Source organism: Bifidobacterium sp. wkB338, assembly GCF_003688325.1.
GTDB classification, from domain to species: domain Bacteria; phylum Actinomycetota; class Actinomycetes; order Actinomycetales; family Bifidobacteriaceae; genus Bombiscardovia; species Bombiscardovia polysaccharolytica.
Window position 1 is genome coordinate 140,720 of sequence record NZ_NPOR01000024.1, and the last position, 14,389, is coordinate 155,108.

Annotated in this window: 12 protein-coding genes; 4 read left to right on the forward strand and 8 right to left on the reverse strand. The window is 62.8% G+C overall.

Features of this window, described 5'->3' with window-relative positions:
* Positions 1 to 100 precede the first annotated feature (100 nt).
* The 4 genes from CI603_RS05615 to CI603_RS05630 form a co-directional block, all read right to left on the reverse strand.
* Positions 101 to 619, reverse strand: a complete 519-nt coding sequence (locus CI603_RS05615; RefSeq protein WP_110425112.1) for a helix-turn-helix domain-containing protein — start codon at positions 617 to 619, stop codon at positions 101 to 103.
* 256 nt (positions 620 to 875) lie between these two features.
* Entirely contained in the window at positions 876 to 1,430 is a 555-nt protein-coding gene (locus CI603_RS05620; RefSeq protein WP_046323724.1) for a CinA family protein, read from the reverse strand.
* An 11-nt stretch (positions 1,431 to 1,441) separates the two neighbouring features.
* On the reverse strand, positions 1,442 to 2,047 hold the full coding sequence (gene pgsA, locus CI603_RS05625; RefSeq protein WP_110425110.1) for a CDP-diacylglycerol--glycerol-3-phosphate 3-phosphatidyltransferase: 606 nt from the start codon (positions 2,045 to 2,047) through the stop codon (positions 1,442 to 1,444).
* A 107-nt stretch (positions 2,048 to 2,154) separates the two neighbouring features.
* Entirely contained in the window at positions 2,155 to 4,878 is a 2,724-nt protein-coding gene (locus tag CI603_RS05630) for a DNA translocase FtsK (RefSeq protein WP_121913360.1), read from the reverse strand.
* Positions 4,879 to 4,979: 101 nt separating this feature from the next.
* Between CI603_RS05630 and CI603_RS05635 the strand changes: the two genes are divergently transcribed.
* The gene (locus CI603_RS05635) at positions 4,980 to 5,690 is read left to right on the forward strand and encodes a Fic family protein (protein ID WP_121913361.1); all 711 of its coding nucleotides are present in this window, start codon (positions 4,980 to 4,982) and stop codon (positions 5,688 to 5,690) included.
* A gap of 57 nt (positions 5,691 to 5,747) precedes the next feature.
* On the opposite strand, the gene CI603_RS05640 is transcribed toward CI603_RS05635, so the two are convergent.
* Genes CI603_RS05640 through miaB form a run of 3 tightly spaced genes read right to left on the reverse strand, consistent with a single transcriptional unit; the run spans position 5,748 to position 8,695 of the window.
* Positions 5,748 to 6,269, reverse strand: a complete 522-nt coding sequence (locus tag CI603_RS05640; RefSeq protein ID WP_121913362.1) for a MerR family transcriptional regulator — start codon at positions 6,267 to 6,269, stop codon at positions 5,748 to 5,750.
* Between the two features lie 34 nt (positions 6,270 to 6,303).
* Complete coding sequence (gene miaA / locus CI603_RS05645) at positions 6,304 to 7,308, reverse strand: tRNA (adenosine(37)-N6)-dimethylallyltransferase MiaA (protein ID WP_121913363.1); 1,005 nt, start codon at positions 7,306 to 7,308, stop codon at positions 6,304 to 6,306.
* Complete coding sequence (gene miaB / locus CI603_RS05650; protein WP_248004195.1) at positions 7,295 to 8,695, reverse strand: tRNA (N6-isopentenyl adenosine(37)-C2)-methylthiotransferase MiaB; 1,401 nt, start codon at positions 8,693 to 8,695, stop codon at positions 7,295 to 7,297. Before miaB ends, miaA begins: the two co-directional genes overlap by 14 nt.
* Positions 8,696 to 8,846: 151 nt before the next feature.
* On the opposite strand from miaB, the gene CI603_RS05655 reads away from it, so the two are divergent.
* On the forward strand, positions 8,847 to 9,557 hold the full coding sequence (locus tag CI603_RS05655; RefSeq protein WP_046322765.1) for a GTP pyrophosphokinase family protein: 711 nt from the start codon (positions 8,847 to 8,849) through the stop codon (positions 9,555 to 9,557).
* 120 nt (positions 9,558 to 9,677) lie between these two features.
* Here the strand turns inward: CI603_RS05655 and CI603_RS05660 are convergent, their stop codons facing one another.
* Positions 9,678 to 10,517, reverse strand: a complete 840-nt coding sequence (locus CI603_RS05660) for an aldo/keto reductase (protein ID WP_121913365.1) — start codon at positions 10,515 to 10,517, stop codon at positions 9,678 to 9,680.
* Between the two features lie 289 nt (positions 10,518 to 10,806).
* Between CI603_RS05660 and CI603_RS09170 the strand changes: the two genes are divergently transcribed.
* Together CI603_RS09170 and CI603_RS05665 are read left to right on the forward strand one after the other, a co-directional pair.
* On the forward strand, positions 10,807 to 10,953 hold the full coding sequence (locus CI603_RS09170) for a hypothetical protein (protein WP_198207083.1): 147 nt from the start codon (positions 10,807 to 10,809) through the stop codon (positions 10,951 to 10,953).
* 241 nt (positions 10,954 to 11,194) lie between these two features.
* Positions 11,195 to 14,389, forward strand: a 3,195-nt coding sequence (locus CI603_RS05665) for an InlB B-repeat-containing protein (RefSeq protein WP_259465490.1), incomplete at its 3' end; no start/stop codon positions are given.

The window sequence follows — 14,389 nt, forward strand, 5'->3', positions numbered from 1 at the left end:
ACGGTAGCAACCGACTGTCAGCAGAAGAGGGCGCCTGGTTCATAAGAACCGGACGCCCTCAAGAACGGTCCGCCGGATCAACCAGCCGGATCGGACGTGCTTACTCCTGAGTAGACTCCAGATAGTCCGCCACCATCCGCAGTGTCTGAGGCACACCCAGGCCCAGCGCGTCGGCGATGGAGCTCAACAGTTCAGAGCTGGCCTCCTTCTGGCCACGTTCCACCTCGGACAGGTAGCCCAGAGAGACGCCTGCCTTCTCGCTGACCTCACGCAGGGTCTTGTGATCATTAGTTCTCAGCTCGCGCAGCACGTGGCCCAGGGCCTCGCGCAGAGAGACGGTGTGGGTGACGGCACGGCCGTCATTGGCGGAGGCTGCCCGCTGACGGCTGGCCTCCATGCCGTCCTCCTCCATCCACATCTTGTTCAGGTTGGCCTGGCGCTCCTCCTTGGCCTTCTTGGCGGCCTTGGCACGAATCACCTGCTGCTGGGCGAAGACAACGGCACGACGCTGGGCGGGTGTCAGATCACGAACCCGCGCATTGCGCTCCACTCCGGGTGCGGCTGGCTTGACATCATAGGTATTGTTGGTTCGAGTCATCACGGTCTCGGTGCTGGCCATAGCAGCCCCTTTCGCCATTATCGCGTTCAACTTCTTACGCAATGACCAACAGACGAGCCCATAGATTATTCCAGGGGAGGAACCCGAAAGGCCCGTTTTGTGACCAACGTCACGTATGTGAAAGACCAGAGCCAGGAGGAAAGGCTCAATACAGCTAGCCTCTTTCCCTAAGCCTGCCAGCTACAGCAAATACTGCAGGCGCAAGACCCGGCATCGGCTTGCAGAAGCTGTAAAAGCAACTTACCACATCATGCCCTCAGCCCCGCGAATGCAGGGCCCGATCCAGCTGGTCCAGAATCCTCATGACCGTGCCCCTGCGCACCTGTTCCCGGTCGCCATCCAAGTGCAACTCATAAGCATAGGTCCGGTAGGCATGGGACTGAAGGCCAGTCTCCATACGGCCACCCATCACCCGGACTGGTAGGGCCAGACCGATGTAGACCAGTCCGGCTGGATCATCCCCATCAGGACCCGGACCAGCTACACCTGTAGTGGCCATGCCGATGACCGTGTCCTCGTGCCCTGGCCGGGTGTAGAGCCTGGCCGTGCCCTCGGCCATCTCCTGGGCGACGCGTGGATGAACTGCGCCCTGGGTGGCCAGCAGGTCCTGATCCACCTTGAGGATGGCAGCCTTGGCGGCGATGTCGTAAGTGACGGCTGACCCAAGGAAGACGTCTGATGCGCCGGGGATCCTGACGAAAGCATCGGCCAGCAGCCCCCCGGTCAGCGATTCGGCAGCGGCCAGCAACAGGCCCGAATCACGGCAGGTGTCGATAATCCTTCCAGCCAGGTCATCGCAGCGGCCCTGCATGCTCTTGCCAATCATCGCCGCATCCCTATCACGTATTCCGCTCCTGAATAGAGGCAGAGGGCCAGGGCCACCAGAATTACCACGCGGGTGGTCACCAGGTACCAGGGCCAGACCGGCGACAGGGGCACCATGAGCATGCCCAGACCGATACATTCAAACAAGGTCTTGTATTTGCCAGCCTGGGAAGCGGCGATGACCCGTCCCTGCCTATTGATGACCAGAACCCGCAGCAGGGTAATGCCCAGCTCCCGCACCAGGAAGAGCAGGGTGACCCACCACCAGAGTTCGCCGAAGACGGATGCCACAACTAGCGCCGAACAGATCAGCAACTTGTCGGCGATGGGATCCATGAGCTTACCCAGCTCGGTCACTTGATTGTACCGGCGGGCCAGCCACCCGTCCAGCTTGTCGGTCGAGGCGGCGAGGATGAAGAGCACTGCGGCGGTCCACCGCATACCAGGCCTGCGCTCCCCCCAGGGACCAGCCATCAGATCCAGGGCGATGAAGATCAGGACCAGGAGGATACGGGTGTAGGTGACCAGATTTGGGGGTGAATTCCATCCTTCGAGAAGCCTGCGCCTCTCACGACCGGTCTCTGACTCGGCATGCTCCTGCATTGCCACTCCTTATACGCGATACTGGTGCGCTCGGGCCGTCCAACAATACTTGCCGGGCGGCAGTTTCATCATAACGGTAGACCAGGCCTAGCTTTTTGGACCAATGTTCAGCCCTGCGCTTGCTCATCCGGGGCGGGATCCATGGAGGTGGCGTCACCGCGGATGAAGGCCAGAGCCTGCTGCAGCTGCGGCGGCTGAATGAGCACCTCGCGGGCCTTGGAACCCTCCGATGGCCCTACGATTCCCCTCGACTCCAGCAGGTCCATCAGCCTCCCTGCCCTGGCGAAGCCCACACGCAGCTTGCGCTGGAGCATGGAGGTGGATCCGAACTGTGTCGTCACCACCAGCTCGGCCGCCTGGAGCAGTTCGTCCATGTCGTCGCCGATCTCCTCCTGGATCTCATTCTTGTGGTCGGCCTTGTCGGCCATCTGCTCAATGTCCTCGCGGTAGTGGGGCTTGCGCTGGGTGCGCACATAATCCACCGCCTTGCGAATCTCGGACTCAGAAACCCAGGCTCCTTGGACACGGGTGGGCTTGGCCTGGCCCATGGGCAAGAAGAGGGCATCGCCCTGGCCGATCAGGGTTTCAGCGCCAGTGGCATCCAGAATGACTCGGGAATCCGTGGAGGAAGATGTGGCGAAAGCTAGCCTGGAGGGAATGTTGGCCTTGATCAGGCCGGTGACCACATCCACTGAAGGCCGCTGGGTGGCCAGGACCAGGTGGACGCCGGCGGCACGCGCCAGCTGGGTGATCCGCTGAATGGAGCTTTCCACATCGTTCTTGGCCACCATCATCAGATCAGCCATCTCGTCGACGACCACGACCAGGTAGGGATAAGGGGCTACTTTGCGATTGGAACCGGCCGGGGCGTGGACCTTGCCCTCGCGCACGGCCTTGTTGAAGTCCTTGATGTGCCGGAATCCGAAGAACTGCAGGTCGTCGTAGCGGGCATCCATCTCCTTGACCACCCACTCCAGGGCCTGGGCGGCCTTCTTGGGCTCGGTGATGATGGGCGTGAGCAGGTGGGGAATGCCGGCGTAGGCGCTCAGCTCCACGCGCTTGGGGTCCACCATGATCAGACGGACCTGCTCCGGCGTGGCCCGCATGATCAGCGAAACCAGCATGGAGTTGATGAAGCTTGACTTGCCCGAACCCGTAGCACCGGCCACCAGCAGGTGAGGCATCTTGGTCAAGTCGGCGGTCACATAGTGGCCCTCCACGTCCTTGCCCACAGCGGTCATCATGGGGTTGTCGTCCTGCTGGGCCTTGTCGGAGCGCAGCACATCACCAAGGTGGACGATCTCGCGGTCCACGTTGGGAATTTCGATGCCGATGGCCGACTTGCCAGGAATAGGCGAGAGGATGCGCACGTCCGAGCTGGCCACCGCGTAAGCGATGTTGCGCTGAAGGTTGGTGACCTTCTCCACCTTGACGCCCGGGCCCAACTCCACCTCGTACTGGGTGACCGAGGGACCGCGCAGGAAGCCCACCACCTTGGCGTCCACGTCGAACTGCTGGAAGGTTGATTGCAGGGCCTTGATGACCGCATCGTTGGCCGAAGTCCTGACCGCGTGTGGCTTGCCCTTGACCAGGAGGTCCGTGCTGGGCAGCACGTAGGGTCGACTCTCGTCCACCTGGCGGTCATCGGAGGAACTTGACGCGCCGACAGCCTGGGCTCCTGCACCCTGGGCTCCGGCCGGCTGATTCCCCGCTCCCGGAGCCGGCTGGGCATCCATCTGCACAGTGTCGGCTGCGGCAGCGGCAGCGGCCCAGGGGTCCGAGGCCCCCACGCCGGATAAGGCAGCCGGATCCACCTTGGGATGCCCTTGCTCCCTGGCATCCAAGAGGGCGGCGGTGGCCGGTGCCTCCACCGCGGGCATGTTCTGCATGGACACCTGGTCAGATTCAGCATCCTGCGCCGACTGATCACCCTGGTCAGCCCCCTCCAGCGAGGCCGCCTGGGAGAAAGGCTCGTCAGCCTCGTAACGCTCCAGATGGGTGTCCGTGTCCTTGCCGATACGGCCATGCAGCAGTCGATCGAACCAACCGGCCACCCCGCCCTTGCGGGAATCCTGGTCATCCTCCTGATCCGACTCCTGGTGAGTGGGCACGCCAGGCGCTAGTGGCAGGGTGTCGTCCCCCAGCCTGACCTCGTTGGGAGCGGTCTGAGCCGAAGCCGGGCTGGAGGCACGGGTCCTCTTCCCGCGCAGCCAGGCCATGAGGTCGCTCATATGGAATCTAAAGGTGATGAAGAGGCCGAAAATGGCCACGAGGACGAAGATGATGACGGCGAAGACCTTGGAAAGCCCCCAGGCCAGGGGCGAACCCAGGAAGAACCCCAGAAGGCCGCCTGAGTCGCTTATGGTCTTCATGTCGAAGCCGCGATAATCCGATGCCATGAGCACGTCCAGAATGGAACAGACCGACCAGAGCACCACCATGAGGCCTCCCACCACAGGCAGGTTGCCAGCCTCGCGCCCGGTGTAGCAGACCAAACGGAAGGCCGCGAAAAGCAGGACCACCGGCAGGATGATGCTGCAGAGTCCCAGAACGCCCGCAGCCAGAGCATGCAGTCCCCGTCCCAGGAAGCCATTCACGCGGAACCATTCGCTGGCACAGAAGAGCACGGCCAGAATGACCAGCACGAAGCAGAGCCCATCCTTGCGGTAGGCGGAGTTGTCGCCGTTCTTGCCGGCCACGGCACGCACCAGGGATCCCAAGCCCCGGGGCAGGGCCAGCAAGGCCTTGTGCCAGAAGGGTTCAGGATCTTGGCTGTCCTTGGATGCGGTCCGGCCGCGACCGCTTGCGTCTGCTCGCTGCTTACGTGTCATAACCCTTTCAGCCTACCCAGAACCCCGGTCCGCATCGGGCCCGCCGGGTCAGTGTGCACAACTCTTTCAGACGGGGGACCGCCAGGGCTAGCATCGTTGGCATGACACCAGCCGAACGTCAGAGCGCCGTGGCCTTCGCCCTGCGCAACCTGCTTCTGGATGACCGTCAACCCAGTTCTTCGGCCCTACAGGCGGCCAGCGACTTTATGGCGGGCAGGAAGCAGGCCGAAGCGCTGGTCGACCAGGCCCGGCGCTTGGAGGCCAAGGCGGATGCCCTGACGGATGCCCTTTTTCTGCGGACCACCCTGGTCTGTCAGCAGCCTTGGGCGACCGAGGGCGATCTTGAAGAACTGCGAGCCATCCACCGTCGGCTGCTGCCCGGCCTGCCAGAGGAGCGAGCGCTGCGCCGGCCTCAACCAAACGACGATGCCAGCCTGTATCCGGCGGCTATGCTGGAGCAGGGAGCAGCGGCCATCGGCCAGGAGCTGGCTGCTGAACACAATCTGGCCAGCCTGGACCGTCCGGTCTTCGTGGACCGCCTGGCCCACTACTACGACGAGCTCTCCTACCTGCATTCCTTCGCCGACTGCGACGGCATGACCCTGCGCATCTTCCTCTCGCGCCTGTCCCACGATGCCGGCTGGGACCTGGACTGGGGCCAAGCTGATCCGACCGCCCACCGCCGGGCCATCCAACGAGCGCTCCGGGGCAACACCGATGACCTGCAGGCCCTGATCGCGAGCATGGTCCGCCCGGTCAACCCAACCAGAATATTTCTGATCGCAGGATGGGACCAGGGCCCAGCCCACTAATCGGGACCAGGGCCCAGCCCACTGATCGGAACCAGCCACCCAACGGTGTCGGCAGCCTCAGCCTGGCAGCCGCTCGTTGCCGCTGCGCTTGGCGGCCTCGATGATCTGGGCGCTCTGATTGATCAGTTCTGTCGCACCGGCCTGGTCGTGGTCTCGGACGTGCCCCCAGTATTGTATTTTGAGCTGCACATACCGCTTCCTTGCCCGCAAATCTGCCATCCGCTGATCCAGCCGCCGCTCCTGCTCGGCCAGGAGCTCGATCTGCCGTCCGGCGGCCTCGGCTCCTCCCGCACGGTTGCCCAGATACTCCCGCATGTGCTCCAGGGACATGCCCGTAGCGCTCAGGCAGGATATGGTCTCCAGCAGGTCAAGATCCTTCTGGTTGTAGCAGCGGTGTCCGCTTGAGGGGTCCCTGGCGATGGGCGGAATGATGCCGATGGTCTCGTAGTAGCGCAGGGTGGTCTCCGGCATCCCTGACATGATCGAGGCCTGGCGGATGGTGTACCAGGACCCAGATTCCTGGTCGGCCTGGGTTTGGTCGGTCTGGGTTTCAGCCTGGGGCTGCGTGATGGTGGTCATACCCGTCCAGCCTAGGAACTTCAAGTACTTGAAGTCAAAGCGCGCCCAGATGGTGTCTGGTCACCCTCCCCTGGTCCGACTGATCGGCCTGGGCGTCCGCCTGGTCGAAGCAGCCTTGGTCGGCCTGATCTACCAGGTCCAGGGCCTGCTGGACCAGGTCCGGGGTCAGGGCGTTCAGCCAGTGGATGCGTGGGTCCCGACCGAACCAGCCCATCTGCTTGCGGGCCAGGCGCTTGGTCTTCTGCACTATCAGCTCGAAGGCGGAATCCAGATCGGTGCGGCCGTCCAGGTAGTCCAGAATCTGCTGATAGCCCAGGGCGCGTGAGGCCGTAGTCCCCAGGCGGTTTCGCAGCCTGCTCACCTCATCGACTAGCCCCTGGTCGTGCATGGCCTGGGTGCGCTGGTCGATTCTGCGGTCCAGCTCCTCCCGGGGCAGGTCCAGTCCCAGCTGCAGGGCGGGCAACAGGTAGCGGTATCGTGGCAGGCTGGCCGAATATGGCCGTCCGGTAATCTCCATGACCTCCAGAGCCCGCACGGTCCGCCGCACATTCCGAGGATCCATCCGGTCAGCAGCCTCCGGGTCCCGCTCCTGCAGCTCACGGAAGAGCAACCCCGGGCCTTCCTCCTGAGCCCGCTCCTCCAGCCTGGCCCTGACCGCCGGGTCGGTGCCGGGGAAGGACAGATCGTCGATGACAGCCCGGGTATAGAGCCCGGAGCCACCGACCAGAATGGGTCTGATTTCCTTCGCCCGCAGGTCGGCTATCAGGGACCGGGCCATGGCCTGGAAGCGGGCCACGCTCATGGCCTCCTCCGGCTCGATGATGTCGATCAAGTGGTGGACCACCGCCTGCCGCTCCTGCGCCGAAGGTTTGGCCGTGCCCACATCCATCCCACGGTACATCTGGTAGGCGTCGGCATTGACGATATGTGCCTCCTGCCCGCGCTCCTCAAGAGCCTGTGCCAGGGCCACGCCCAGGGCGGTCTTGCCCGAGGCTGTGGGACCCACAATGGAGACGATGCGGGGTTCAGCGGATGTCATAGACCTGCCCCGCCTGGGGATCCGGGTCAGCAATCAGATAGTGGGGTCCGGCCTGAGTGACGGTGCAGGTCACGAGGTCCCCGGGCTTTGGCGCAGGCATCCCCTTGGGCACGCCGACGTGGACCAGCACGCCGGTGCGCTCATGCCCGGTCACCCGATGGGTGCTGCCGTCATGCCGGCCGTGTCCGTCACCGATCAGTACCTCCACCTGCCTGCCCAGGAAGGCCTGCATGTGCTCCATGGTGATGGACTCCTGCAGGGCCTGCAGCCGCTCGAACCGGTCCTGGACCACGGCCTTGGGCAGCTGGGGCATGCGTGCGGCCGGCGTGCCCGGACGAGGCGAATACTCAAAGATAAAAGCCGACGAGAAGCGCGCCCGGCGCACCACATCCATGGTGGCCTGGAAGTCCTCCTCGGTCTCTCCGGGGAAACCTACGATGATGTCGGTAGTGATCAGGGCATCGGGCATGGCAGCCCGCACCTTGTCAAGTATGTCCAAAAAGCGCTGGGACCGGTAGGAGCGCCGCATGGCCCGCAGAATCCGGTCGGAGCCCGACTGCAGGGGCATGTGCAGCTGGTGCATGACCGTGGGCGTCTCGGCCATGGCCGCGATCACATCGTCGGTGAAGGCCGCAGGGTGGGGCGAAGTGAAGCGGATCCGCTCCAACCCAGGCACCTGGCCGCAGGCGCGCAGAAGCCGGGCGAAGGCGTAGCGATCCCCCGTGGACCAGCCGTAGGAGTTTACGTTCTGCCCCAGCAGAGTCACCTGGCGGGCCCCGGATCGCACGCAGTCCTCAACCTCCTGCAGAATGTCGTCCATGGACCGGTCCCGCTCCCGCCCGCGCACGGAGGGCACGATGCAGAAGGTGCAGGTGTTGTTGCAGCCGACCGATATGGACACCCAGGCCTGCGATCGCGAGGATCTGACCGCCGGCAGCCTCCCGGGCAGATCCCGCAACTCCTCCGAAACCCCCACCTGGGGTCGCCCGTCCCTGCGAGCCTTGTCCAGCAAGCCGGGCAACGAGCCAATGTCCCTCGTGCCAAAGACCGCATCCACCCAGGGCGCCGCCTTTACGATCCGCTCCCGGTCCTTCTGGGCCATGCAGCCGCCCACGGCGATGCGCGTGTCGGGCTTGTGCTGCTTGAACCTGTGCCAGCGTCCGATGGTCCCGTACATGCGCTGGGTGGCGTTGTCGCGTACGGCGCAAGTGTTGAGCACCATCACATCCACCTCGCGCGCGCGAACCTGCTCGGGCGTAGCCTGCTGGTAGCCCTGGTCCCGGAGCACCCCAGCGATCCGCTCGGAATCGTGCTCGTTCATCTGGCAGCCCAGGGTCCGTACATAGTAGACGCCCCTGCTGTCCTTACGCTGAGCAGTAACGCTCATGCCCTCGCCTGCTTCCATAAGCCATGATTGTATGCGCAGGTCGGGTCCCGCGGCCATCGGGGCCTGTGCGTACCATGAGTCTTGGTTACGAACGGCGGCATGGGAGGTTCATGTGATACTCGACCGTAACAGTGCCATGAGCGCATCCGAAATGAAGCAGCGACTGTCAGACTTGGACGAAAAGGACCGTCCCAAGCTGGACATCGACGAGATAACGGAATTCGTCAATCTCATGCAGACCTACGAGGGGGCCATGTACGAGATTTCGACCAAACTGGACGTGCTGGACACGGAATTCCAGGTCCGGTTCAGTCATAACCCCATCCATCACATGGAGCGCCGGCTCAAGAGCGTGGACTCCCTGATCGGCAAGCTGCACCGCAAGAACCTGCCCGTCACCATCCCCTCGGTGCGCGATCACATCTTCGACGTAGCCGGCGTGCGCGTCATCTGCAACTACCGGGACGACGTCTACTCGGTCTCCCGCTACCTCTCCGACCAGTCGGACATCCAGGTGCTGAGGGTCAAGGACTACATCCGCAACCCTAAGATGAACGGCTACCGCAGCCTGCACGTCATCTACGCCGTGCCGGTCTTTCTGACCTCGGGCCCCCACTACACGCCGGTCGAAGTGCAGTTCCGCACCATTGCCATGGACTACTGGGCCTCCCTGGAACACCAGCTGCGTTACAAGTCCGACCTGCCAGACGCCCGCCTGGCCGAACATTCGCAGACCCTGCTGGACTGCGCCCGCTCCCTGCAGAACATCGAGGTGCAGATGCAGTCCATCCACCGAGACATTTCAGGTTCGCCCCAGGAGCAGGAGTCCGACGACGAAGCCATCAGTGGGAATAACGATTAGCTGAATCCTCACAAATCCTTTACCATAGGAATCAGGCCAGGTGGAAGGGTTGGGGCTTCTGCCGGGTCCCGGGAGGAGGCCCCGCCTTCAAGGTCGGGTCTCCTCCTGTACCACCATCACTCAGAAGTCGAAGTTGTCGGGATCCCCGCCGGTGCGCTCGTCCCTGTTCATGGCGGTGATGGCCTTCATGTCCTCATCGCTCAGCTCGAAGTCGAAGACCTGCGCGTTCTGCTCGATCCGCTCCTTGTGGGTGGACTTGGGGATGACGATGACCCCGCGCTGCAGGTGCCAGCGCAGCACGATCTGTGCCGGGGAGCGGTCATAGCGCTCGGCCATGGCCTTGAGCCTGGGGTCGGCCAGCAGGTTGCCGCCGGTGCCGCCCAGGGGGCTGTAGGCCTCCACATCCACGCGCAGGGTGCCATGGCAGTAATCGATCAGGTCGTCGTTGACGAACTGGGGCGAGGACTCGATCTGGTCGACCGCCGGCTTGGTGCCACTGATGGTGTGCAGTTCGTCAAGGTGGTGTTTTTGAAAATTGCAGACACCGATGGCTCGCACCCGCCGTTGGGTGTAGAGCTCCTCCATGTCCTCCCAAGCCTGCTGCCAGCCCTTGGCGGGCCAGTGGATCAGGTAGAGGTCCAGGTAGTCCACACCCAGCCGGTCCAGGCTCTCTTTGAAAGCCTCTTTGGTGCGTCCCGCACGGATGTCATCATTCCAAAGCTTGGTGGTCAGAAAGACATCCCGCCGGTCAACTCCAGAGCGGCGCAGACCCTCCCCCACTGACTGCTCGTTGCCGTAGATCATGGCGGTGTCGATGTGGCGATAGCCCGCCTGCAGGGCCCAGGTGACGGCCTGGCTGGTGGCCTCGCCGTCGGGTGTTTGGAAGACCCCAAGCCCCAGCTGGGGGATGCTGACCCCGTTGTTGAGGGTGATGACGGTGTCGGTGACGTTTCCGGTCATATAGGCATGCTCCTTATCGGCCGATCAGCGGCCGTGACGTGTTGTCTGTCCATTCTATCCGGCAGGCAAGATGGGAGGAGTTGTTGCGCAGACCCACCGCCGTGCATTTGCATCTCGTGTGTTGTTTGCGGACTGCGTGGTAGGGTGAAAGGCGGGGGATGTTGAGAAGACGGCTGGCTTCCGCCATCGGCTCCTGCGATTTGATGCAGGGTGGGCGCTGGCAGGCAGAACGTTGAATAGGCATGCGGTGTTGGCTCCGTTTGGTGTTTGGTGAAGGGGTTTTGGTTTCATGCATCTGGTTTCCCGTCTGCGTCGCACCTTGGCGATGACGACCATCCTGCTGGGCCTGCTGGCAGGCCTGGGCGTCGCATCCGCCCAGGCGGACGCTCCCATCCTCACCGGGGGGGGGGGGTCGTCAGACCCCTCGCGTAGCTGAGCAAACCCCCGGCACCCTCCACAGCAGCGCACCAGGCACTCCACTGCCCTCGCCATCGCCAATACAAGCCGCCACACCATTCAGCCCAGCATCATCCAAGCCCGGCACCCCGTCATCGACGACGGGAACGCCTGAAAACACAGACCCCGCTCCAACCAAGCCATCCAATAAGACAGACAATCAAGCCACACACACAGTACGCTTCGACCCGGCCGACGGCAGCAAACCCACCCAAACGACTGTGAAAACCGGGACTCTCGCCGCTCCCCCGCAGCAGAATCCTCAGCGACCCGGATTCCGGTTCGACGGGTGGACGCTTGACGGACAGCCTTTCGACTTCCAGGCCCCCATCCTTAAGGACACCACCCTGAAAGCCCAATGGACGAAGATAACGGACTGGACGCTGAACCCGGACCACGGGCCCGCCTCCGGCGCAAGGCTGACCATCAGCCCGCCCAGCCTGCAGGAGCCCTACTACGTCAGCGTCCGAGCAGCAGACGGCCAGCTTGTCGGCCTGACCGGCGACGGGCGCATCTACACCTGGACACAAGACAGCACGCCAAAGCAGGTTCCCTTCCCTGCCCAGGCTCCCGACGGGCTCCACTACCTGCAGGCCACAGCAGGAAGCCGCCGGCAGGCGGCTCTTGGATCCGACCAGCACATCTACACCTGGACCAGCCGACAGCCAAAGCCCACCATCCTCGACACCAGCCGGAACACCCAATTCACCAGCATCAGCATCAACGACAACCTCCTGCTCGCAGTGGACCAGCAGGGACAGGTCCACACCTATCAGACCAGCCAGACCGGCAACCAGAACACAAAACCGACAGAGCAAGCCACACTCAGCCTGCCCGGACAGGCACAGGCCGTCACCGCCGCCACCTCCGCCAGCCAGGCTCTCATCCTGGACGCGGACGGACAAGCCTGGACATGGAATGCGGCCACTGGAAACTCCAAGCCCGAACGCGTCAAGCAGGACCCGGGCATGCGCATCGTCCAAGCCCAGGCCCTCAGCCAGGGGTTCCTCCTCCTGGATGCGGACGGGCAGGCCTGGTACCTGTCGGGCGGCATGGCCAGCATGACCCCGGTCAGCCTGCCCGGCGGCGCGCAGGCCAGCAGGATCGCCGCCAACGAGGACCAGGCCATCATCACCGGCACGGACGGCCGCGCCTGGGCCTGGCAGCCCAGCCAGACGCCCAAGCGCGCGGACGACGGGAGCCGGCAGTACGTGCAGGCCGTCGAAGCCGGCAGCAGGATCACCGCCATCAGCAGGCAAGGCGACCTATACGGGTGGAGCTTGGACGGGCAGGGCCAGGCAGGCCGGCCGGTCAGGATCGACACCAATGTTGCCCCAACCCTCGAAGCAGCCAGCATGGACGGCCAGGCACTGATGCTCAAGAAAACAGGCGGCGTCTGGCAGACAAAGGCGAACGCACACAAGCCCGGTCTAGCCGCCGTCCTTATCACCGGCAGACAGGACGGCCACCCCTTCACCAGAAGCCTCGGTTACACCATCGACCAGCCACTGACACGAGATGCGAACACAGAAGCCAGCCACACAGTCAGCTTCAAGACAGACGGAGGAGACCCCAAACCCGGGGACCAGAATATCCCCTACCCATACGGCAGGGTCCAACGGCCTACGACCGATCCGACGTGCGAAGGCTACCAGTTCGACGGATGGTTCATCGGTGAAGTCGCCTACGACTTCAGCAAACCGGTCACCGACAACCTCACCCTCACCGCCCACTGGACAAGCAAAAGCGCCAGCGACACGTGGAGCATCACCCCCAACAAGGGCAGCCAGCTGGGCGGACAGAAAACCACCATCACTCCGCCAACCAACACCAACGGCATCAAATTCAACCAGACCAGCGGCGGAAAAGACTATAACACTGGTTTTTCCTTGGCTGTAGGCAGCGACGGAAACGCCTACGCCTGGGGAGACAACACGTATGGCCAGCTCGGCGACGGGACAACCACTCAACGGACTACACCGGTCATAGTGAAGAAGCCTGCAGGCGCGCCTGAGGACTTCACCTACGTGCAGGTCAGCGCCGGAGGACAGCATTCTCTGGCCCTGGGCAGCGACGGATACGCATACGCATGGGGACACAACGACTCTGGCCAGCTCGGCAACGACAGCATCCCCACGGGGCAATTTAATAGTAACGCCAGGAGTCTTGTCCCTGTGCGCGTACGCGATCCCGACAGCACCACTGATACGAGCAAAGGACTGAAAGTCACACAAGTCAGCGCCGGATACAATTATTCGTTGGCCGTAGGAAGCGACGGATACGCATACGCATGGGGACACAACGGGTTTGGCCAGCTCGGCAACGACAGCATCCCCACGGGGCAATTTAATAGTAACGCCAGGAGTCTTGTCCCTGTGCGCGTACGCGATCCCGACAGCACCACTGATACGAGCAAAGGACTGAAAGTCACACAAGTCAGCGCCGGATACAATTATTCGTTGGCCGTAGGAAGCGACGGATACGCATACGCATGGGGACACAACGGGTTTGGCCAGCTCGGCAACGACAGCATCCCCACGGGGCAATTTAATAGTAACGCCAGGAGTCTTGTCCCTGTGCGCGTACGCGATCCCGACAGCACCACTGATACGAGCAAAGGACTGAAAGTCACACAAGTCAGCGCCGGATACAATTATTCGTTGGCCGTAGGAAGCGACGGATACGCATACGCATGGGGACACAACGGGTTTGGCCAGCTCGGCAACGACAGCATCCCCACGGGGCAATTTAATAGTAACGCCAGGAGTCTTGTCCCTGTGCGCGTACGCGATCCCGACAGCACCACTGATACGAGCAAAGGACTGAAAGTCACACAAGTCAGCGCCGGATACAATTATTCGTTGGCCGTAGGAAGCGACGGATACGCATACGCATGGGGACACAACGGGTTTGGCCAGCTCGGCAACGACAGCATCCCCACGGGGCAATTTAATAGTAACGCCAGGAGTCTTGTCCCTGTGCGCGTACGCGATCCCGACAGCACCACTGATACGAGCAAAGGACTGAAAGTCACACAAGTCAGCGCCGGATACAATTATTCGTTGGCCGTAGGAAGCGACGGATACGCATACGCATGGGGACACAACGGGTTTGGCCAGCTCGGCAACGACAGCATCCCCACGGGGCAATTTAATAGTAACGCCAGGAGTCTTGTCCCTGTGCGCGTACGCGATCCCGACAGCACCACTGATACGAGCAAAGGACTGAAAGTCACACAAGTCAGCGCCGGATACAATTATTCGTTGGCCGTAGGAAGCGACGGATACGCATACGCATGGGGACACAACGGGTTTGGCCAGCTCGGCAACGACAGCATCCCCACGGGGCAATTTAATAGTAACGCCAGGAGTCTTGTCCCTGTGCGCGTACGCGATCCCGACAGCACCACTGATACG